18 protein-coding genes are annotated in these 21,994 nt (G+C 67.7%); 11 read left to right on the forward strand and 7 right to left on the reverse strand.

Going from position 1 to position 21,994, the window contains the following annotated elements; translation table 11 throughout:
• Positions 1-291 precede the first annotated feature (291 nt).
• The 11 genes from BVG12_RS21635 (at position 292) to BVG12_RS21685 (ending at position 14,557) form a co-directional block, all read left to right on the forward strand.
• Positions 292-1,929, forward strand: a complete 1,638-nt coding sequence (locus BVG12_RS21635; RefSeq protein ID WP_075794208.1) for a TldD/PmbA family protein — start codon at positions 292-294, stop codon at positions 1,927-1,929.
• Positions 1,930-1,947: 18 nt separating this feature from the next.
• Positions 1,948-3,285 carry a TldD/PmbA family protein gene (locus BVG12_RS21640; RefSeq protein ID WP_075794209.1) on the forward strand — a complete coding sequence of 446 codons (1,338 nt, stop codon included), beginning with the start codon at positions 1,948-1,950 and terminating at the stop codon, positions 3,283-3,285.
• A 218-nt stretch (positions 3,286-3,503) separates the two neighbouring features.
• On the forward strand, positions 3,504-5,141 hold the full coding sequence (locus BVG12_RS21645) for a TldD/PmbA family protein (RefSeq protein ID WP_075794210.1): 1,638 nt from the start codon (positions 3,504-3,506) through the stop codon (positions 5,139-5,141).
• A 10-nt stretch (positions 5,142-5,151) separates the two neighbouring features.
• On the forward strand, positions 5,152-6,489 hold the full coding sequence (locus BVG12_RS21650; protein WP_075794211.1) for a TldD/PmbA family protein: 1,338 nt from the start codon (positions 5,152-5,154) through the stop codon (positions 6,487-6,489).
• Positions 6,490-6,504: 15 nt separating this feature from the next.
• Positions 6,505-7,125, forward strand: a complete 621-nt coding sequence (locus BVG12_RS21655) for a DUF4159 domain-containing protein (RefSeq protein WP_075794212.1) — start codon at positions 6,505-6,507, stop codon at positions 7,123-7,125.
• An 87-nt stretch (positions 7,126-7,212) separates the two neighbouring features.
• On the forward strand, positions 7,213-8,136 hold the full coding sequence (locus tag BVG12_RS21660; protein ID WP_083685781.1) for an AAA family ATPase: 924 nt from the start codon (positions 7,213-7,215) through the stop codon (positions 8,134-8,136).
• A 3-nt stretch (positions 8,137-8,139) separates the two neighbouring features.
• Positions 8,140-9,036, forward strand: a complete 897-nt coding sequence (locus BVG12_RS21665; protein ID WP_229503679.1) for a DUF58 domain-containing protein — start codon at positions 8,140-8,142, stop codon at positions 9,034-9,036.
• A complete protein-coding gene (locus tag BVG12_RS21670; RefSeq protein ID WP_075794214.1) occupies positions 9,033-10,016 on the forward strand; it encodes a BatA domain-containing protein in 984 nt (327 codons plus the stop codon). Before BVG12_RS21665 ends, BVG12_RS21670 begins: the two co-directional genes overlap by 4 nt.
• Positions 10,000-11,979: a DUF4175 family protein gene (locus tag BVG12_RS21675; RefSeq protein WP_075794215.1), complete on the forward strand. Its 1,980-nt coding sequence runs from the start codon at positions 10,000-10,002 to the stop codon at positions 11,977-11,979. Before BVG12_RS21670 ends, BVG12_RS21675 begins: the two co-directional genes overlap by 17 nt.
• The gene (locus tag BVG12_RS21680) at positions 11,976-13,439 is read left to right on the forward strand and encodes a hypothetical protein (RefSeq protein WP_075794216.1); all 1,464 of its coding nucleotides are present in this window, start codon (positions 11,976-11,978) and stop codon (positions 13,437-13,439) included. The genes BVG12_RS21675 and BVG12_RS21680 overlap by 4 nt, the downstream gene beginning before the upstream one ends.
• 62 nt (positions 13,440-13,501) lie before the next feature.
• A complete protein-coding gene (locus BVG12_RS21685; protein WP_229503680.1) occupies positions 13,502-14,557 on the forward strand; it encodes an MBL fold metallo-hydrolase in 1,056 nt (351 codons plus the stop codon).
• Here BVG12_RS21685 and BVG12_RS21690 read toward each other — a convergent pair.
• From BVG12_RS21690 to BVG12_RS21720, 7 genes are all read right to left on the reverse strand, one after another.
• Positions 14,517-15,287, reverse strand: a complete 771-nt coding sequence (locus BVG12_RS21690; RefSeq protein ID WP_075794218.1) for a methyltransferase domain-containing protein — start codon at positions 15,285-15,287, stop codon at positions 14,517-14,519. The genes BVG12_RS21685 and BVG12_RS21690 overlap by 41 nt on opposite strands.
• Complete coding sequence (locus BVG12_RS33590) at positions 15,287-15,664, reverse strand: energy transducer TonB (RefSeq protein WP_083685300.1); 378 nt, start codon at positions 15,662-15,664, stop codon at positions 15,287-15,289. Before BVG12_RS33590 ends, BVG12_RS21690 begins: the two co-directional genes overlap by 1 nt.
• 183 nt (positions 15,665-15,847) lie before the next feature.
• On the reverse strand, positions 15,848-17,200 hold the full coding sequence (locus BVG12_RS21700) for a sensor histidine kinase (protein ID WP_075794219.1): 1,353 nt from the start codon (positions 17,198-17,200) through the stop codon (positions 15,848-15,850).
• Between the two features lie 135 nt (positions 17,201-17,335).
• Complete coding sequence (locus tag BVG12_RS21705; RefSeq protein ID WP_075794220.1) at positions 17,336-18,670, reverse strand: sigma-54-dependent transcriptional regulator; 1,335 nt, start codon at positions 18,668-18,670, stop codon at positions 17,336-17,338.
• Positions 18,671-18,694: 24 nt separating this feature from the next.
• Entirely contained in the window at positions 18,695-19,930 is a 1,236-nt protein-coding gene (locus BVG12_RS21710; RefSeq protein ID WP_075794221.1) for an ABC transporter permease, read from the reverse strand.
• A gap of 20 nt (positions 19,931-19,950) precedes the next feature.
• Positions 19,951-21,261: an ABC transporter permease gene (locus BVG12_RS21715; RefSeq protein WP_075794222.1), complete on the reverse strand. Its 1,311-nt coding sequence runs from the start codon at positions 21,259-21,261 to the stop codon at positions 19,951-19,953.
• Between the two features lie 10 nt (positions 21,262-21,271).
• On the reverse strand, positions 21,272-21,988 hold the full coding sequence (locus BVG12_RS21720; protein WP_075794223.1) for an ABC transporter ATP-binding protein: 717 nt from the start codon (positions 21,986-21,988) through the stop codon (positions 21,272-21,274).
• Between the last annotated feature and the right edge of the window lie 6 nt (positions 21,989-21,994).

Consider the following 21,994-nt stretch of genomic DNA (forward strand, 5'->3'; position numbering starts at 1 on the left):
GTAACTGTAAAAATGCACGAATTCTCACGCGTAACCATCCCGTAATGTTGTGCATACATACGAGGGTGTCCGGCCACCCCGTCGCGGACACTCTGCGGACAGTCGCGGACACCGGAAATGCCCGCAACCCCGCCAGATCCGCGGCCTCATCCATGGCATGAAGATTGCCTATTCAAAACGTCAACTTGCTGCTAAGGTGTTTTCGCTTTCGCACCGGAGCAGTCAACAAGAACGAGCCGCCCGCGACCCGGGCCGCTGTCAAAAAAATGTTGTGTGATTTCAGGAGACCCCATGGAACGCCGTACCTTCCTTAAAATCGGAGCCGGCACCGCCGGCGCCATGCTGGTGCCCGTGTTCGGCAACGCCATCGCCGCCGAGGAGATGCTGACCTCGATGCCCGTCGCGGCCAAGAAGGCGCTGGCCGATACCGCGCTGAATGCCGCCACCAAGGCCGGCGCGAGCTACTGCGACGTGCGCATCGGCCGCTACCTCAACCAGTACATCATCACCCGCGACCTGAACGTCGAGAACGTGACGAACACGGAATCGGCCGGCGTCGGCGTGCGCGTGCTGTGCAATGGCGCATACGGCTTCGCCGCCACCAACGACCTGACGCCGGACGGCATCGCGGGCGCGGCGCGCCAGGCGGTGGCGATCGCGAAGGCGAACGCGCGGCTGCAGTCCGAACCGGTGCGTCTCGCACCCGTCAAGGGCGTGGGCGAGGTGGCGTGGGCGACCCCGATCGTCAAGGACTGGCGCACGGTGCCCATCAAGGACAAGGCCGAATTGCTGATCGCGGCGAACAAGGCGGGTATGGACGCCGGCGCCAGCTTCATGCAGTCGATGCTGTTCCAGGTCCAGCAACAGAAATATTTCGCGTCCACCGACGGCTCGTACATCGATCAGGACATCCAGCGCCTGTGGGCGCCGTTCTCCGCGACGGCGGTCGACAAGGCCAGCGGCAAGTTCCGTTCGCGGAACGGCCTGTCGGCGCCCGTCGGCATGGGCTATGAATACCTCGACGCCAGGCCCGAACACAAGATCAAGGCGGCCGGCGGCGTCGCCACGCTGTACACGAAGTCCTACGACATCATCGAGGACGCGCGCGCCGCGGGCCGCGACGCCAAGCGCAAGTTGACGGCGAAGTCGGTCACGCCGGGCAAGTACGACCTGATGCTGTCGCCCGAACACCTGTACCTGACGATCCACGAATCCGTCGGCCATCCGACCGAGCTCGATCGCGTGCTGGGCTACGAGGCCAACTACGCCGGCACGAGCTTCGCCACGCTCGATAAATGGGAATCGAAGAAGTTCAACTACGGCTCGCCCCACGTGAACATCGTCGCCGACAAGACGACGCCAGGCTCGCTGGGCAATGTGGGCTACGACGACGAAGGCGTCAAGACGAAGCGCTGGGACCTCATCAAGGACGGCATCCTCGTCAGCTACCAGGCCACGCGCGACCAGGCCCACATCATCGGCAAGGAAGAGTCGGACGGCTGCTCGTACGCGGACAGCTGGAGCAACGTGCAGTTCCAGCGCATGCCGAACGTGTCGCTGCAGGCCGGTAAGAAGAAGCTCACGCCGGACGAGATGGTCAAGGACATCAAGAAGGGTATCTACATCGTGGGCGAGGGCTCGTTCTCGATCGACCAGCAGCGCTACAACTTCCAGTTCGGCGGCCAGCTGTTCTACGAGATCAAGGATGGCAAGATCGGCCAGATGCTGGAAGACGTGGCGTACCAGTCGAATACGCAGGACTTCTGGAATGCCTGCACGGCGGTGTGCGATGAGCGCGACTGGCGCATGGGCGGCTCCTTCTTCGACGGAAAAGGGCAGCCTCCGCAGATCAGCATCGTGTCGCACGGGTCGTCGACCACGCGCTTCAACGGCATCAACGTCATCAACACCGCCCGCAAGATCGGCTAAGGCAGGAGACCCCAAACCATGACCATCCTGACCCAGGAACAAACCAAACACATTTGCGACCGCGTCCTGTCCTTCTCGAAGGCGGACGAATGCATCGTCACCGTCAGCGGCAGCCGCAACGGCAACATCCGCTTCGCGCGCAACCAGGTCTCCACCGCCGGCCTCGCGGACGACACCAACATCGCCGTGACGGTCGCTTTCGGCAAGCGCCAGGGCACCGCCACCATCAACGAGTTCGACGACAAGTCGCTGGAAAAAGTCGTGCGCCGCGCCGAGGACCTGGCGCGCCTGGCGCCGGAAAATCCCGAATTCATGCCGGCCGTCGGCAAGCAGGACTACAAGGCGTCGCAGACGTTCAATGCGAAGACGGCCGCCATCGATCCGGAATTCCGCGCGCAGACCGCCGCCTATGCGATCGAAGCCTGCAAGAAGAACAAGCTCGTGGCCGCCGGCTTCTTCACGGACGGCACCAACTTCTCCAGCGTGGCCAACTCGAACGGCGTGTACGGCCACCAGGACCAGACGAGCCTCGACTTCACCTGCACCGTGCGCACGGAAGACGGCCGCGGCTCCGGCTGGGTCAAGCGCTCGGCCTCGGACGCGAACAAATTCGACGCGCGCGAAGCGGCCGACGTGGCCATCGAAAAGGCGCTGCGTTCCGTCGACGCGAAAGCGCTGGAGCCGGGCCGCTACACCGTGATCCTGGAACCGGCCGCCACGTCCGAGCTGCTCGGCTACATGCTGTTCGGCTTCGACGCGCGCCAGACCGACGAAGGCCGCAGCTTCCTGTCGAAGAAGGGCGGCGCCTCGCGCCTGGGCGACAAGCTGTTCGACCAGCAGGTCAATATCTGGGCCGACCCGTGGAACCCGGACGTGCCCGTGCTGCCGTGGGATACCGAGAACCTCATCGCGCGCAAGCGCATGGACCTGATCAAGGACGGCAAGGTCAACGCGCTGAACTACTCGCAGTACTGGGCCAAGAAGAAGGGCGTGCAGGCCACGGCCACGCCGGGCAACATCATCATGGCCGGCACGGACAAGTCGACGGCGGCGCTGATCGCGAATACCAAGAAGGGCGTGCTCGTGACCCGCACATGGTACATCCGCATGGTCGACCCGCAGTCGGTGCTGCTGACGGGCCTCACGCGCGACGGCACGTTCTACATCGAGAACGGCAAGATCAAGTACCCGATCAAGAACTTCCGTTTCAACGAAAGCCCCGTCACGATGCTCAACAACATCGAGGAGATCGGCAAGCCGGTCGTCATCGGTGGCGACGAGGTGCCGTTCCAGATGCTGATTCCGCCGATGAAGGTGCGCGACTTCAACTTCACGTCGTTGTCGGACGCTGTCTGAACGGCCGCAACGTTTGATACGTCATCCCCGCGCACGCGGGGGTCATGCTGAGTGTGTAGAAGCAGTGAACTCCGCCTATTCGCAAACGCAGTATGGGGGGAATAGTGCCGGGGCACTATTCCCGCTTTCGCGGGAAGTCATGTTCGGCAGTGCCGGGAATGACGGGTTAAGGCAGCGTTGATGAAATCGTGCCGTGGCATGCGGCACTTGGAGAAATAATGGAACGCCGTACCTTCCTCAAAATCGGAGCCGGCACGGCCGGCACCCTGCTGGTCCCCGTGTTCGGCAATGCGATCGCCGCCGAGGAACTGCTCAACCCCCTGGCCTCAAGCTTCAAGAAATCGCTGGCCGACACCGCGATGGACGCGGCGAAGAAAGCCGGCGCCTCCTACTGCGACGTGCGCATCGGCCGCTACCTGAACCAATTCATCACCACGCGCGACCTGAACGTCGAGAGCGTGACGAATACCGAATCGACGGGCGTCGGCGTGCGCGTGATCGCGGCCGGTGCGTACGGCTTCGCCGCTACGAATACCTTGAGCCCGGACGCCGTCGCCGGCGCCGCGCGCCAGGCCGTGGCCATCGCGAAGGCGAACGCGAAGCTGCAGACGGAACCCGTGCAGCTCGCACCCGCGAAGGGCGTGGGCGAAGTATCCTGGGCCACGCCGATCAAACGCGACTGGCGCACCGTGCCCGTCAAGGACAAGGCCGACATGCTGATCGCCGCGAACAAGGCGGGCCTCGCGGCCGGCGCCAGCTTCATGACGGCGAACCTGTTCCAGGTGAACCAGCAAAAGTATTTCGCGTCGACGGACGGCTCGTACATCGACCAGGACATCCACCGGTTGTGGGCGCCGATCAACGCGACGGCCGTCGACAAGGCGAGCGGCAAATTCCGTTCGCGTGCGGGGCTGGCACCGCCCGTGGGCATGGGCTACGAATGGTTCGACGTGAAGCCCGAACATAAAATCCGCGCGGCTGGCGGCGTGACCACGTTGTACAAGGGTGGCTACGACATCGTCGAGGAAGCACGGAACGCGGGCCGCCAGGCGCGCGAAAAGCTCACGGCACGCACCGTCGACCCGGGCAAGTACGATCTCGTGCTGGCGCCGGAAAACCTGTTCCTGACGATCCACGAATCCGTCGGCCACCCGACGGAGCTGGACCGCGTGCTGGGCTACGAGGCCAACTACGCCGGCACGAGCTTCTGCACGCTGGATAAATGGGAGTCCCGACAATTCAACTTCGGTTCGAAGATCGTCAACTTCGTCGGCGAGAAAACGACACAAGGTTCGCTCGGCGCCGTCGGCTACGACGACGAAGGCGTGCCGGCGAAGCGCTGGGACATCATCAAGGACGGCATCCTCGTCAACTACCAGGCCACGCGCGACCAGGCCCACATCATCGGCGAACAGGAATCGCATGGCTGCTCGTACGCGGACAGCTGGAGCAAGGTGCAGTTCCAGCGCATGCCGAACGTGTCGCTCGTCGCCGGCAAGAACCGGCTCACGCCGGACGAGATGGTCAAGGACGTCAAGAAGGGCATCTACATCCTCGGCCGCGGCTCGTACTCGATCGACCAGCAGCGCTACAACTTCCAGTTCGGCGGCCAGCTGTATTTCGAGATCCGCGACGGCAAGATCGGCCAGATGCTGGAAGACGTGGCCTACCAGTCGAATACGCAGGACTTCTGGAATGCCTGCACGGCCATCTGCGATGAACGCGACTGGCGCATGAGCGGCTCCTTCTTCGACGGCAAGGGGCAGCCGAGCCAGGTCAGCGCCGTCTCGCACGGCACGGCGACCACGCGCTTCAACGGCATCAACGTGATCAACACCGGCCGCAAGATCGGCTGAAGGAGACAGCATGAAGCAGTTGAATGCAGAGGAAGCGAAACAGATCTGCGACCGCGTGCTGGGCATGGCCAAGGCCGACGAGTGCAGCGTCACACTGTCCGGCAGCCGCAACGGCAATATCCGCTTTGCGCGCAACAGCGTGTCGACGGCGGGGCTGAACGAGGACCGCAGCCTCGTCGTCACCGTCGCCTACGGCAAGCGCCAGGGCACCGCGACCGTCAACGAATTCGACGATAAATCGCTGGAGCGGACCGTGCGCCGCGCCGAGGACATCGCGCGCCTGGCGCCCGAGAATCCGGAATACGTGCCCATGCCGGCCAGGCAGGATTTCAAGGCCAGCGCCGAATACGTCGCGGCGACGGCCGCCATCGATCCGGACTACCGCGCGGAAGTCGCAGCGCACGCGATCACCGAAGGCCGCAAACGGAAACTCGTCACGGCCGGCTTCTTCACCGATTCGACGGGCTTCCAGACCATCGCGAATTCGAAGGGCGTGTTCGGCCACCGCGAATACACCGGCCTGAACTTCACCTGCACGGCGCGCACGGAAGATGGCCGCGGCTCCGGCTGGGTCACGCGCGCGGCCGTCGATGCGCAGCGGTTCGATGCGCGCGAGGCGGTCGACGTCGCGATCGAAAAGGCGCTGCGTTCCGTCGATGCGAAAGCCATCGAGCCGGGACGCTACACGGTGATCCTGGAACCGGCGGCGACTTCGGAAATCGTCGGGCGCATGGTGAACGCGTTCGGCGCGCGCCAGGCCGACGAGGGCCGCAGCTTCCTCGCGAAAAAGGGCGGCGGCAACCGGCTGGGCGAAAAGCTGTTCGATGAACAGGTGAACATCTGGACCGACCCGTGGGACAAGGACGTACCCGTCAGCCCGTGGGACACGCAGGCCATGCTGGCGCGCCGGCGCACGGACCTCGTCAAGAACGGCAAGGTGGCGTCGCTCGATTACTCCCGCTTCTGGGCGCAGAAGAACGGCGTGCCGCCGACGGCGCGTCCCGGCAATTTCATCATGGCGGGCGGCACGCAATCGCTGGAGGAGCTGATCGCGGGCACGAAGAAGGGCGTGATCGTCACGCGCACGTGGTACATCCGCATGGTCGATCCGCAATCGCTGCTGCTGACGGGCCTCACGCGCGACGGCACGTTCTACGTCGAGAACGGCAAGATCAAATACCCGGTCAAGAACTTCCGCTTCAACGAGAGCCCCGTCACGATGCTCAACAACGTCGATGGGCTGGGCAAGCCGGTCGTCATCGGAGGTGAGGAGGTGCCGTACCAGATGGTGATTCCGCCGATGCGCATCCGCGACTTCAATTTCACGTCGCTGTCGGATGCGGTGTGAGCACGATGGCGTCGCATGGCTAACTTCGATTTCTACTTCACGCGGCTGACGTACGAGTCCGGCGACTGGGACGTGGACCAGCGCATGCCCAGCAATGTCCTGAACTCGCTCGTCGAGTACACGACCTTGCGGGTGGATACGGCCGAGCGCATCGTCACGCTGTCGGACCCGAAGATGCTGGAGGCGCCGTTCTGCTACCTGGCCGGACACAAGCTCGTGCAATTCACACCGAGCGAGCGGCGCAACTTCGAGCGCTACGTGAAGGGCGGCGGCTTCGTGTTCGTGGACGACTGCAACCACGACATCGACGGCCTGTTCGCCAAATCGTTCGAGGCCGAGATGGCGCGCATCTTCGGCCCCAAGGCGCTGCACAAGATCCCGAACAATCACCGCCTCTATTCCAGCTTCTTTCATTTCGACGGACCGCCCAATACCGCGGTGGAGTTGAACGGCTGGGGCGACGATCTCGTGCACGAATACCTGCGCGCCATCGAAGTGAACGGCCGCATCGGCGTGCTGTATTCGAACAAGGATTACGGCTGCGAGTGGGATTACGACTTCCGCAACAAGCGCTGGCTGGCGGTCGACAACACGCGGTTTGCGGTGAACATCATTCAATACGCGTTGGGCGCATAGAAAAGGAGTAAAGAGGTGGCAGAAGCGGCATGGACGGAAAACGAGATCGCCGACCTCGTGGCGAAGGTGGGCGCGCTCAAGGAGAGCATGGGCCGCGTGATCATCGGCCAGCGCGACGTGATCGACCTTTTGGTGACGTGCCTGCTGGGCGGCGGCCACGCGCTCGTCGAGGGCGTGCCGGGCCTGGGCAAAACGCTGCTCGTGAAATCGCTGGCGCAGGCGACCGACATGCAGTTCCGGCGCGTGCAATTCACGCCCGACCTGATGCCGTCCGATATCGTCGGCACCGAGATCCTGGAAGAAGACCAGGCCACGCGCCAGCGCGTATTCCGCTTCCAGCCGGGCCCCGTGTTCACGCAGGTGCTGCTCGCGGACGAGATCAACCGCGCGCCGCCCAAGACCCAATCGGCACTGCTGGAAGCGATGCAGGAACGCAGCGTGACGTTCGCCGGCCAGACGCATACATTGCCGAAGCCGTTCTTCGTGCTCGCGACGCAAAACCCGATCGAGCAGGCTGGCACCTACCCGCTGCCGGAAGCGCAGCTCGACCGCTTCCTGCTGCGCATCGACGTCGGCTACCCGACCGAGGACGAAGAGATGATGATGGTCGGCGCGACGACGCATGCGGGCTTGCGCGATGCCGTTCCCGCGATGGACCTGGACACCTTGCTGCGCCTGCAGCGGCTCGTGCGCGACATCGAGATCTCGGAAGCCATGCTGCGCTACGCCACGCGCCTCGTGCGCGCGACGCGGCCAAGCGATTCGCCCGTGGACGCGATCCGCAAGCACATCGGCTGGGGCGCGGGCCCGCGTGCCGGCCAGGCCCTCGTGCTGGCGGCCAAGGCGCGCGCGCTGATGCTCGGCCGCTTGGCGGTCACGCGCGAAGACATCGGCGCGATGCTGCTGCCCGTGCTGGCGCACCGCGTGCTGCGCAACTTCGAGGCCGAGGCGGACGGCATCGCCATCGCGGACATCCTCGCCGCGCTGCGCGCCGGTGTCCAACCCGGGTAAGACGTGCCAGCTTCGTCCACGCTCATTGCGCACACGACCAACCTCGACCTCGTGGTGCGCCACGTGCTGGCGGGGCTCGGGCACGGCATCCACGCCGGGCGCGAGCGCGGCGCCGGCGTCGAGTTCTCGGAATACCGGGCCTATGCGCCCGGCGACGAGTGGCGCCGCGTCGACTGGAAGCTGCTGGCGCGCGCCGACCGGTACTATGTGCGCGAAGCGGAACGCGACAGCCACGTGGCCGTCTGGCTCGTGCTGGATGCGACGGCATCGATGGCGGAACCCAGCCGCGCCATCGAGGGCCTCACCAAGCTGCAGTATGCGCGCGTGCTGCTGGCCTGCGTGGCCGCCATCGCGCAGCGCCAGGGCGATGCGTTCGGCCTCGTCGTGTGCCGGGGCGGGCGCGCCGATTTCCTGCCTGCCGCGCGCGGGCCACGCCAGCTGCAGCGCGTGCTGGCGCGGTTGAACGGCGTCGACGCGGGCGGTGTGTTGCCCGGCGCCGACACCCTGCGCGCCAGCCTGCATTTCAGCCGCGCGCCCGGCGTCGTGTGCGTCGCGAGCGATTTCCTCGACTGGCCGTCGGCGCTGTCGGACGCGCTGCTGCGCCTGCGCCGCATGCGCCACGACGTACGCGCCCTGTGCCTGCACACGCAAGCCGAGGTGGATGCCGCGTTCGATGCGGCGCTCTCGTACCGCGACCCCGAGCACGGTGGCGCCGTCTACCGCTTCGGCCGCGACGTGGCGGGCGCCTATGCGCGCAACCGCGCGGCGCATTTCGATGCCGTGGCGCGCGAGTGCCGCCGGCACGACGTGCCGCTGGTGCAGGCGCGTATCGAGCAGGCGCCCGGTGAAGTCTTGCGCGCGTGGCTGCGTGCGCACCTGACTGGAGTGCGTGCCGCATGAATCAGATGAGTTTGTGGTGGTGGGCGCTGCCGGTCGTGCTGTTGCCCATCCTGTGGCACCGGCAGAAGCGCGCGCAGACGAAGACGGTGCCGCTCGCGTCCGCGCGTTTCCTCCCCGTCGCCGAACCGAAGCAACAGCGCGTGTGGCGCTGGCACGACGTGATCCTGTTGCTGCTGCGCTGCCTGCTGCTCGTGGCCTTGATCGCGCTGCTGGCCGACCTCGTGCTGGCCTGGCGCGGCGACACGATATTGATCGTGCCAGGGACGCCGGCGGCCGTCGTCGAACGTGAGGCCGCCGCGTTCAAGGAGGCGCAGCGCATCGCGCTCCCGGACCGCGATGCCGTCGCCTGGCTGCACGCGCACGAGCGCGAATTCGAGCCCCATGCGCGCCTGCTCGTCGTCGGCGACGCCGTCATGCCGGCCGTGCTGCCGCGCTTGCGCCATGCCGTCCTGCTGCGCACGTCCACGATACAGGCCCCGCCGGCCGAGCGGCACGTCGCGCTGTTCAGCGAGCGCCCGGATGCGTGGCGCCGGCTGTTCGCGGCGGCGGAAGGATCGTGGCACATCGTCGTCGATGCCGCGCCCGGATCGCGCACGGACGTCATCGTCTGGGACCGTGCGGCGGCGCCGCCCGCCGGCCTGCGTGCGCCGCTGTGGTGGGTGGCGAATGCGGACGCGTTCCCCGAACTGGCCAGGGCCGCGACCATCGATGGCATACGCTGGACCGACAGCCCGCGCGGCCGCCTATGGCATGTGGACGGCTGGCCGCCGCGCGATCCCGACGGAGCGCGCGCCCTGTTCGCCGCATGGCAGCGCCTGCATCTCGGCGCGCAGCCGTACACGGCGCCGCCGCAGGTGCTTGCAGCGGATGCCGCCGCGCCGGCCGGACCGGCGGCCGGCGCGCTGCGCCACGGGTTGAGTCTCGCGCTCGTCGTGCTGTTTGCTTTGGAAAGGATCGCGACCCATGTCCGGCGGCGTTGACCTCGCGCGGCGCCTGTCGCGCGCCGCGACGCTGCGCCGGGCCGCCCTGTGGACGGCGGGCGCGGTGCCGTGGCTGCTGCTGCGCGCCGGCCCCGGCCTGCTGGCGTGGTCGGCGTTCTGTGCGTGGGACTGGCTGCATCTGCAACGCCGCGTGGCGCACGGCTGGGCGCACTGGATCGACGGCGCCGTGCCGGAGATGGAAGACAGTGCCGCGCTGCTGGCGCAGGAACCGGCAACCGCCGTCGCGCGGCTGCAGCGGCAGCGTCTCCTGGCCCGCATCGACGCGGCATTGACGCCGCGCCGGCTGCGCGCCGTCAATGCCGCGCACGTGCCGCGCGGCTGGGCGTGGCTCGCTGCGAACCTCGTGCTCGCGGGACTGGCGTGGGGCGCTGCGCTGCTGCCGCATGCAACCGGCAAGCAGGCCGCCGCGCCGGGCACGCCCGGCCGGCAGACCTCGGTCTCTGTGGCGCACGCCGGCCTCGTCGTCAAACTGGCCCCGCCGTCGTACACGGGCGTGGCGCCGTCGTCGTCCGCGCCGAACGACGTGCAGGTGCCCGAACAGACGGCCGTCGAATGGTGCCTGGACGATCCGCAGGCGCCGAGCGAAGCGATCGAGCTCAGTGACGGCCAGACGCTGCACGCAGCGAAAGAATGCGCGCGCTGGACGGCGACGGAATCCATCTTCTGGCGCTGGCGCGGCACGCGCTACACGCTCAAGGTGATCCCGGACCAGCCGCCGGATATCGCCGTCACGCAGCCAAACGCGATGACGAAGGACTTGCCGCGCGATGCGAAGAACGCGGCCATCGCCGTCACCGTCACCGACGATTACCGCGTCCAGCAGGCGACGCTGCACCTGACCCTGGCGCGCGGCAGCGGCGAGAACATCCGCTTCAGCGACCGCGAACTGCCGCTGCCCGCGTCCAGCGATCCGCGCCGGCGCAGCTGGAGCCGCGACTGGCTGCTGACGGACCTCGGCATGGAACCCGGCGACGAGCTGTATTTCTTCGTGCGCGCCGCCGACAACGCGGCCAAGCCGCACACGGTGCAGTCGCCCACGTACACGCTGCGCCTGCCCGCGCCGCCGTCGGCGCAGGACGAGGAGACGACGGCGCTGCCCACGCTCGTCAAGCCGGAAAGCCTGCGCAGCCAGCGCCAGGTGATCATCGACACGGAGCAGCTGGTGGCGGACATGCGCAGTAAAAAAATGCGCGCGGACGAGGTGCGCGCGCGCAGCGAAGGCATCGCATCCGACCAGGCCGCGCTGCGCCGCCGCTACGGCCAGTTCCTCGGCGAGGAATCCACGCTGTTCGGCAAGGACGACGACCACGACGAGCATGCGGGCGGCAAGGTCGACGTGCTGCACGAATTCGGCCACGCGCACGACCAGGCCGAGAACGCGACGCTGTTCGACGACGCGACCAAGAAGCTGCTGCGCCGCGCGCTGTCCGCCATGTGGGATGCGGAAAAGGCGCTGCGCGCGATCACGCCGAAGACGGCGCTGCCGCCCGAGTACAAGGCGCTGGATGCGATCAAGGAATTGCAGCAGTCGGAGCGCATCTACCTGCATAAAACGGCGTTCGCCCCGCCGGCGATCAAGGAGGACAAGCGCATGAGCGGCGACATGGCGGGCAGCGCCAGCTACAAGCGCGCGCAAGCGGAAGCGGGCGAGATCGTGCCGGCGAATCTGCGCGACCTCGTCCAGGCCCTCGGCGGCGACGGCCCGCTGCCCGCGCTGTGGACGCGCACGGCGCACGACTGGGTGCGCGCACGCATTCTCGAGGACGAGCAGCGGCTCGCGGCGCAGCGCGCGATCCAGGATGTGGCCGACGGCCAGCTGGCCGCGCGCGCCCGCTTGGCGGCGTGGCTGCGCGGCGGCGTGGCGGATGCGCCCGTGCTGCTGCAGGCGCGCCCGGTCGTCGAGACGCCGTTCTCGAAAGCGCTGCAGGGAGGCGGGCGATGATGGCCGTCGCTGCCGCCGTCATCGGCTTGCTGGCCGCGCTGGCGTACGGCGCGCGCCGGCGCTGGGTCGACGCCGTGCTGGCGCTGGCGGCCGGCGCGGCGCTCGCGGGCGCCGTCGGCGCATTCACGCTGCCGGGCGAAGCGGGCGCCCCGTCACGGCTGCTCGGGGACGGCCTGCGCGCCGCCGAGTGGGACGACCTGCCGGCCGGGCCGCTCGATTGGAAGCGACCCGACACGCCCGCCATCCGCCTCGACTTCCCGCGCACCCTCGCGCTGGGCCGCGTGTTCACCCTGACCGTGCACCGCTCGTGGACGGCGCCCGGCCGCCTGCAACTGCTGGCAGAGAACGGCCAGGTGCTGGCCGAAGCGAAGGGCGTCGGCGACCTCGCCGTGCAATGGCTGCCGCCCGTGGCCGAACGGCTGGTGCTCAACGCGCGCCTGCTGGACGCGGCGGGCAAGGTCGTCGATGCGGGCCCCGTGCCGTTCACGGTGACGGAGCCGGTGTCGCTGCAGGTGCGGGGCCGCTTCGCGGCGCCGTCGTTCGACCTGCGCGTGCTGGACGATCTGCTCACCAACAGCCAGGCCGTCATCGATTGGCAGGTCGCGCTGGGTAAAGGATTGGAACGCGCCGAAACCGCGCGCGCCGAGTTGACGGCGCCGGATCTGGAGATCGTCGACGCGGCCTGGTTCGAACAGGCCGGCGCGGCCGCGCGCGGCGCGCTGCTGGCGCGCGTGGCGGGTGGCACGCCGCTGCTCGTGCTGGGCGCGAATGCCCGCGATGCCGGCGTGTGGGCACGGACCGTGGCGTTGCCGCTGGCGCCGCAATCGGCCAACAAGATGCTCGGCACGGCGTTGCCGATGACCGCGGCCGGCCTGAATCCGAGCGCGGATCGCGCCGGCGACTGGACCGGCACGGACGGCCTGTGGACGCGCGACTGGCAGCGGGGCCGCATTTCCTGGCTGGGCGTGGGCGACTGGCACCGCCATGCGATCGAGCAGCCGCGCCAGCTGGCGCTGTGGTGGCAGGGGATCCTCGACCGCCTGCGCGTGCGGCGCCACGAAGACGTCGCCTGGCTCGATCCGGACGAGATGCCGCTGCCGCACCAGCGCCTCGCGGTGTGCGCACGTGGCGTGAGCGGCGACGTGACCGTGGCTGAGTTGAAGCAGACCTTGGCCTGGCAGCGCCGCCCGGAGCAGGTCGATGCGTCCTGCGTGGCCGTGTGGCCGGCGGCCGGCGGCTGGCTGCGTCTGCAGGCACGCGCGAGCCGGGGCCAGGTGTATGTGTATGCGCCGGGCGACTGGCCGCTGTGGCAGCGCAGCGAGCGCCGCGCCGCGACCGCGCGTTATGCGGCGCGCACGCCGGCGCCGGTCCGGGCGGGCACGCGGCCGCTGCCCGTGTGGCCGTTCGGCGTGGCGTTCGCGCTGGCGATGCTGGGCCTGTGGTGGCGCGAACGGCGCTGAGCCGGCACGATTGTCCGGAACGTGCGATGATCAATCGTCGATCGCACGAGCCGCACACCGCCATGTCCGAACCCACCGCCGCACCCCGCCTGCCCGATGGCCGTTTTCGCAATGTCATTCCGCGCCGCCGGCAGGGCATCCGCGAGATCCTGTCCCTGGTCTGGAAGCTCTGGACGGAAAAGCCGAAGACGTCGGTGCCGGACCGGGCCCTGCCCGTGCTCCCCTTGACGACGGCCGACATCGAATCCGCACCCGACGCGAGCCTGTGGCGCCTGGGCCATTCGACCATGCTATTCAAGCTGGACGGCCGCTACTGGCTCACGGACCCCGTGTTTTCCGAGCGCGCCGCGCCGGTGCAGTGGGCCGGTCCCAAGCGCTTCCACGCGCCGCCGATCGGTATCGAGGCGCTGCCGCGGCTCGCCGGCGTGATCCTGTCGCACGACCATTACGACCACCTGGACCACGCCAGCATCGTGCGGCTGATTCCCAAGACCGACGTGTTCGTCGCGCCGCTCGGCGTGGGCGACCGCATCGTCGGCTGGGGCGTCGATGCGGCACGCGTGCGCCAGCTCGACTGGTGGCAGACGACGGACATCGACGGCATGCGCCTGACGGCCGCGCCCTCGCGGCATTTTTCCGGCCGGGGTTTGCGCGACGGCGACCGCATGTTGTGGGTGTCGTGGGTGATCGAGGGCGCCGGACTGCGCCTGTTCTTCAGCGGCGACACGGGCTATCACGACGATTTCAAGACCATCGGGGAGCGCCACGGCCCGTTCGACGTGACGTTCCTCGAGAACGGCGCGTACAACACGATGTGGCCCGAGGTGCACATGCTGCCGGAAGAGACGCTGCAGGCCCACCTGGACCTGCGCGGGCGCTGGATGGTCCCGGTCCACAACGGCACGTTCGACCTGGCGCTGCATCCGTGGTACGAACCGTTCGAGCGCATCCGCAGCCTCGCGCGCGCGGCCGGCGTCAAGCTGGCGACGCCGATGATGGGCGAGCGCCTGGCGCTGGCGCAGCCGCAGGAGGGCGGCGCGTGGTGGCACGAGGCGATGCCGGAGACAGCGGCGCCGGTCAGCCCTGGTGATCGCGCATCCACTCCTTCAACCCGTTGACCCAGTTCTTGGCCGGCAGGTTGTAGCGCCGCTTGATCTCGCCCGCGCGCTCGTACAGCACGGAGAAATCGATCTGCGGCGCGTCCTTGAAGGCGATGACGACGATGTTCGCGTCGTGGACCTCGGGCAGCCAGACGACGGCGTCGAACGCGTCCTCCATCGCTTCCAGGTTCTTGCCGTAATTACTGAAATCGCCGAAGACGTTGGCGGTCATGATGCCGCCGTCCTTGAGGCAGGCGGCGCAGGCCGCGTAGAACTCGGGCGTGTCGAGCACGGGGCCGCGCGCTTGTTCGTCGTACAGGTCGACCTGCAGCACGTCGGCCGTGCCGTGGTTATCCGGGTCCAGCACGAAGTCGAGGGCATCCATCTCGCGCACGTCCAGGCGGGCATCAATCGGCGGCAGGCCGAAATGCTCGCGGCAGATGGCGATCACGTTCGGATTCAGCTCGACGGCCGTCACGCGCGCCTGCGGAAAGCGCTGGTGGCAGAATTTCGTCAGCGCGGCGCTGCCGAGGCCCAGCTGCACGATGCGGCGCGGGTCCGGCAGGAACAGCATCCACATCATCATCATCTGCACGTATTCGAGCTCGATCGCATCCGGGCGCGCCAGGCGCATCGCGCCCTGGACCCACGACGTGCCGAGATGCAGCGAGCGCACGCCTTCGAACTCGGTGATGGTTGCCGGCGGGTGGCCGGGCCGGGAAAAGCGGGGATCGCTGGCGTTCGACATTACGGCAGCGACCAGGCGTATTGGACGGGTTGCCATGCCGCGACCGTGTGGCCGTTCTTGAGCGCGGGCTTGAAACGGCACAGCCTGAGCGCGGCTTCGGCGGTCCGGTCGAGGATGGCGTAACCGCTCGACTTGAGCAGCCGCGATTCGCGCACGGTGCCGTCGCTGCCGACGAGGAAGGCCATCATCGACACGCCGCTCATGCGCGCCTGCACGGCTTCCGGCGGATAGACGGGAGGCGCGCAGTCTTCGCCCGGCTGCTGCTGCGGCGGTTGCTGCGCCTGTGCTGGCGCGGCGGCCGTGCGGGTGGCCGGAGACTGGACGCAGCCGGCCAGCAGCGCCAGCGCGGTCATGCAAAACAGGGGAAGTCGCATCATCCTTCGAATGCTCCAAAGTCGACGAAACCCAGAGTATCGCACGATCGTGCGCTTCACCCCAAAATTCGGGGCCAGAGCACATTGTCATTACGCGTTGCGGTCAACGTCGCCCATCAGGCAAATAAATACTTGGAACGGCGCCCAACCGGTCGGATGGTGCCGAAAAAGCGCTCTGACCCGAATTTATGCCGGCAGGATCAGCGTGACGGCCAAGCCGCCGCCTTCGCGGTTGCCGAGGGTGATGCGGCCGCCGTGCGCCTCGGCGATTTCGCGTGCCAGCGCCAGGCCCAGGCCCGTGCCGCTGCGTTTCGTCGAGTAGAACGGGACGAGGGCGTTCGTCAGCACGGCGTCGTTCATGCCGGTGCCGCGGTCGAGCACGTCGATGCGGACGACGTCCTGCACGCGGCGTATCTGCAGCTCGACGTCTTCCGGGCGCGAGCCGGATTCGTGGGCGTTTTTCAGGAGGTTGAGCAGGGCCTGTTCCAGCTGCGCGCGGTCGATGTGGGCCGGCGATTCGGGCAGTTCGCCCCCGAGGCGGAACGCGACCTGGTCCGCCAGCCCGGCGACGACGTCGGCCCAGGGGACGGCTTCCAGGCGCGGCGCGGGCAGCTTGGCGAAGCGGGCGTAGCCGAGGATGAAGCTCTCCAGGTGGCGCGTGCGCTCGCCGATGGTCTGCAGGATCTGCGGCAGGCGCTCCGTCTGGCCGCGCCGCACGAGTTCCGTGCCGGAGTGGGCGAGCGAGGCGAGCGGCGCCAGCGAATTGTTCAACTCGTGGCTGATGACGCGGATGACTTTTTTCCAGGTCTGCACTTCCTGGCGCCGCAGTTCGGCCGTCAGCTGGCGCAGCAGCAGCAATTCGTGGCGCCGGCCGTTCAGGCTGAAGTTGCGGCGTGCCAGGTGGTAGACCTCTTCCTCGTCGCCGTCGCCGGCCGTGAACAGGCCGTCACCGCCGCGCGCCAGCGCTTCGACGAGCGCCGGCGTCTGCGCCAGCACGTCATGCAGCGCATGGCCTTCCAGCTTGTGGCCCTCGAACAGCAGCTGGCGCGCCGCCACGTTGGCGTAGACGATCACGCGCGCATTGCGCTCAAGCGCGCCATGCGCTTCCGTCACGAGCAGCATGGCGACCGGCGTGTTCTGCACCATCGTGTCGAGCAGCAGTTCGCGTTGCACGAGGTCCAGGCGCTGCTCGCGCAGGACTTCGCCGAGCGCGTTGTGGGCGGCGATGAGGTCCGACAGTTCGTCGTTCTGCGGCCAGTGCAGGCTGAACGAAAAATCGCCGTCGCGGTAACTGGCGACCGTACCTTCGAGGGCGCGGAACAGCGACAGGATGGGCTGGACCTGCGAGCGCAGGGTGATGATCGAGATGGGTACGACGCACAGCAGGCAAATGCCCAGCACGGCCAGCGGCTGGCCCGGCAGCAGGTGGTCGAGCGCCAGCGCGATCAGGATCCCGACCGCGAGCAAGGTGCCGACGAGGGCCGACCAGCGCGTGACGAGGGACAGCCGGAATCTCTTGTGGTCTTTTCTGTCTTTCAAATGAACCTCGAAAAACCGTCGCGAGCGGCCGCACTGTCGCCCGCGACGCGCAGCCGTACGGCTAGTACAGCGCGCATCGCAGAACGCGCCGTCCGCGACGGCAGTGCAACGCGCAGCAGGTCTTGCGGCGGTCCTTCATGCGGCGCGTGCGATACCCAACCGCTCCATGCGGCGATAGAGGGCCTGGCGCGACAGCCCGAGTTCGGCGGCCGCCTGGGCGATCACGCCGCCCGCGCGCGCCAGCGCCTGGGTGATGGCCTCGCGGTCCGGTTCCGCATCCGGCGCGCCGCCGGCGGGCAGCGGGAGGCCGAGGTCGGGCGCCTTGATCACGTCGCCCTGGGCCAGCAGGTTCGCGCGCGCCATCACGTTTTTCAGTTCGCGCACATTGCCGGGCCAGTGATGCGCGAGCAGGGCCGCTTCCGCGCCCGGGTGCAAAGTCTTGCCGCGCGGGAGAAAGCCGTGCGCCAGCGGCAGGATGTCGCCGGGACGCGCGGCCAGCGCCGGCAGTTTCAGTTCGATGACGTTCAGGCGGTAGTACAAGTCTTCGCGGAAGGTGCCGGCGCGGATCATCGCGGAGAGATCGGCGTTCGTCGCGCTGATCACGCGCACCTTCACCTGGCGCTCGCGGTTGGAGCCCAGGCGCTCGAAGCGGCCGGTCTCCAGCACGCGCAAGAGTTTCATCTGGCCGGCCAGCGGCAGGTTGCCGATCTCGTCGAGGAACAAGGTGCCGCCGTCGGCCGCTTCGAACTTGCCTTCGCGCGCTTTAGAGGCGCCCGTGTACGCGCCCGCGTCGGCGCCGAACAGCTCGGCCTCGATCAGTTCCGAGGGCAGGGCGCCGCAGTTCAGCACGACGAACGGGCCCTCGCGGACCATCGAATTGGCCTGGATGATTTCGGCGATGCGCTCCTTGCCGGTGCCGTTCGGGCCGGTGATCAGGATCGGCACGTCGGCGCGCGCCACCTGGCAGGCGAGGCTCAGCACGCGCTCCGTGACCGGGTCGGCCCATACGAGGCCGCGCAAGTCGAAATTCTGTTCCAGCTCGCGCCGCGCACGGCGTTCGCGCTGCAGGCGCTGGCCCAGCGCGCGGTTGGCCTGTCCCAGCTCGATCAGGTTCGTCACGGTCGCCAGCAGGCGGTCGTCGTTCCACGGCTTGGAGAGATAGTCGGCGGCGCCGGCTTTAATGAGATCGACGGCCGCGTCCAGGTGCGTCCATGCCGTCAGCAGGATCACGGGCAGGTCCGGATATTCTTTCCGGATCGCGCGGAACAGCGCCACGCCTTCTTCGCCCGACGTGGTGTCGGCCGTGAAGTTCATGTCCTGGATGACCAGGTCGACCGGCTCGCGCGCGAGGAGGGCGAGGCCTTCCTCGGGCGAGGCGGCACGCAGCGCGGCGATGTCGTGCAGCGAGAACAGGACGTCGAGCGCGATGCCGACGGCGGCGTTGTCATCGATGATCAATACGGTAGGCATGCCCGCTAGCATATCACTGCCGGATCAGACGCTGCGGGTCGCGGTGGCCGGCGAGATGCTGGCCGCGCGCCATGCCGGACCGTACGCCGCCAGCACGCCCAGCAGCCAGAAGCCGAGGGCGCCGAACACGAGATAGCCGGCCGGCAGGCGTGCCATCTCCAGTTTGCTGACGAGGAGCTGGTTCAGGGCGAGACCCAGTGCCACGCCGCCGAACACGCCGGCGCTCGTGATCATGAAGTTCTCCGTGATGAAGTAGCGCAGGATGTCGGTCTTCTTCGCGCCGAGCGCGCGGCGCACGCCGATCTGCTTGCGGCGCTGCGTGACCCACAGGCTGGCCATGCCGACGATGCCGCTGGCCGTGATCAGCAGGAGCAGCACGCTCACCGTGATCAGCATCCACTGCAGCGCGACGTCGGCGCGGTAGCGGTCCTTGCGGTCGTCGTCGGACGTCTTCATTTTCGTGATCATCGGCGTGGCCGACGATTTGCGCAGGGCTTCCTCGACTTCCTTCATCACGCGGTCGCGCTGGCCCGGCTCCGTGCGGATCACATACAGCTCGACCGGGCCGCCGCCGTACAGGCGCGCCGGGACGATGACGGAATACATGGCCGATTCGCCGACTTCGGCCTGGGTACTCATCAGCGTCTCGACGACGCCGACCACCAGGGCCGGCTGGGCATCGTTGCCGGTGCCGAAGAACATCGTCTTGCCGACCGCGGACTGGCCCGGCCACATCTTCTCGGCCAGCGCCTTCGTGACGATGACCTGCGGCGGCTGCTCGGTACTCGTGCTCTCGTTGTAGTCGAGGAGTTCCGCGGGCAGGAAGTCGCGGCCTTCGACCAGTTTCAGACCATAGGTCTTGATCAGCGAATCGCCCGAATAATAGACCGACGCGATGGCGGTGGCGCGGGCCTGGCGGCGGTCGACGGCCACGCTCGTGTTGCTGCCGCTGCGGCCCATCGGCATCTGGGTCGTGTGCGCGACGGAAGCCACGCCGCCGACGGCACGCAGCAGCGCGGTCTGGCGCTTGATGTTGGCCAGCTGCTGCTCGGGCGTGTCGTTCGACAGGGTGCGCACCGTGATGTAGAACGTCGAGTGTTCGTCGGCCAGGCCGGACGGCCGCGCGGCGACGGCGCGCCGTTCGTTGACGATGTGGGCGGCGTTGGCCAGGATCGCCAGGCTCAGGGCGACCTGCAGCGCGACGAGGATCGGGCCGGTCTTGTTGCGCAGCAGCGCCGACAGGATGGGACGGATTTCCATGGCTTCTCCTTATTGCGATCTCATTGCGACTTCAACTGGATGGCCGGCGTGACAAGGCAGGCGCGCCAGGTCGGCAGCAGGCCGGCAAGGATGGCGGCGCCGACCGACATCAGGAACGTGAGGATCAGCATCTGCCAATCCATGTGCGCCACGGCGGCAGTCTGCTTGCCCTGCATAGCGATGAGGGCCAGCGCGCCGAATGCGAGCACGAGCCCGAGCACGCCGCCGACGAGGCCCACGACGGCCGTCTCGATGAGGAACTGGCGGAAGATCTCGGCGCGCGAGGCGCCCAGCGCGCGGCGCACGCCGATCTCGGACGCGCGCACGGAGAACTTCGCCAGCAGCAGGCCGACGGTGTTCACGAGGCACAGCACGAGGAAGCCGAACGCGAGCCAGGTCTGCAGCTTGCTGTCCTTGCCGACGACCTTCGTGTACTCCAGCCATTCCGGCACGTTGAACAGGCGGTTCGGCGCGTTGCGTTTCAGGCGCCCCAGTTTGCGCTGGTCGGCGGCGTAGTTGTCGAGCCACGTCTGCAGATCGGCGCGGTCGCTTGCTGCCGCCGTCTCGAACCATGCCGTGATCCACGTGCATTCGGACGCGAGGCGGGCCGCGAAGCCGGCGCCGGAATTGCCCGAGCAGCTCATATTGCCGTTGTGCGTGACCTCGTGGCGGATGGCGCTGGCGAACGGGATGAAGAATTCCTCGCCCTCGCCGTAGCGCACCCCGCCGGCCAGGCGGTAAAAGCGCGGCAGCGCCATCCAGGTGTCGGTCACGCCGACCACGGTGAATGGGGCGCCCAGCAATGTCAGATGCTGGCCGACCGGATCGACGTTCCCGTACAGTTTTTCGGCGATGGCGCGCGACAGCACGACGACGTCGGCGCCGCGCGCATCGTCCTGTTCGGTCCAGGCCTGGCCGCGGATGAACGGGATGTCGAGCATGGCGAAGAAGTCGCGCGTGGGCGCGAGGCCCGTCATGTTGAACGGCGGGATGTCCTTGCGCGGCGGCTGCACGGGCGCCTGCAGGCCGTACAGCGCCGTGCGGCGCACGCCCTGGCCGCTTTTCAGCATGTTCTGCGCATCCTTGTACGTGATCTGGATGTCGATCGGTTCGTCGCCCGGCGCGTAGTCCTCCGGATTGCCCGGATCGAGCAGGGGCACGAACAGGCGGCTGCTCTTTTGCGGGATCGGGTCGCTCGACATCATGTGCAGGATCGTCAGCGTCGACACGCTGGCGGCCACGCCCACGGCCAGGGTGAGGATCATCAGTGCCGTAAGAAAGGGGTTGCGGCGCAGGCTGCGTACCCCGAGCTTGAAGTAATAGCCGAACATGGCGCGCTCCTTATGCGTTGACCGTGGCGGCCTTGGTGTCGACGAGCGTGGGCCCGCGGCGCACGAGGTCCGACACCTGGCCGTCGATGATGTGCACGTTGCGCGTCGTGCGCACGGCCAGCTCCGGGTCGTGCGTGACCATCAGGATCGTCGTGCCGGCCGCGTTGATCTCTTCCAGCAGCTCCATCACGCCGCGCGCCATCTGCGTATCGAGGTTGCCGGTCGGTTCGTCCGCCAGCAGCAGCTTGGGCGAACCGGCCAGCGCGCGCGCGATGGCCACGCGCTGCTGCTGGCCGCCGGACAGCTCGGCCGGATAATGCTTCATGCGCGAGGCCAGGCCGACCTTGGACAGCGCGTCCTCGATGCGTTTCTTGCGCTCGCTCGCATTGAAGCCGCGGTAGCGCAGCGGGACGTCGACGTTGTCGTAGAGGTTCAGGTCGGGGATCAAGTTAAAGCCCTGGAAGATGAAGCCCAGCTTTTCGTTGCGCAGGCGCGAGCGGGCGTTGTCGTCCAGGCCCTTCACGTTGACGCCGTCGAGGATGTACTCGCCCGACGTGAATTCCTCGAGCAGGCCGGCGATGTTCAGGAAGCTCGTCTTGCCCGAGCCGGACGGGCCGGTCACGGTGACGAATTCGCCTTCCCTGACTTCGATCTCGAAGCCGCGCAGCGCGTGCGTCTCGATCATGTGGGTGCGGTACACCTTGGAGAGATTGGTCATGCGCAGCATGGCTTG

Origin of the sequence: Massilia putida (genome assembly GCF_001941825.1) — a bacterium.
In the GTDB taxonomy this organism is placed as follows: domain Bacteria; phylum Pseudomonadota; class Gammaproteobacteria; order Burkholderiales; family Burkholderiaceae_D; genus Telluria; species Telluria putida.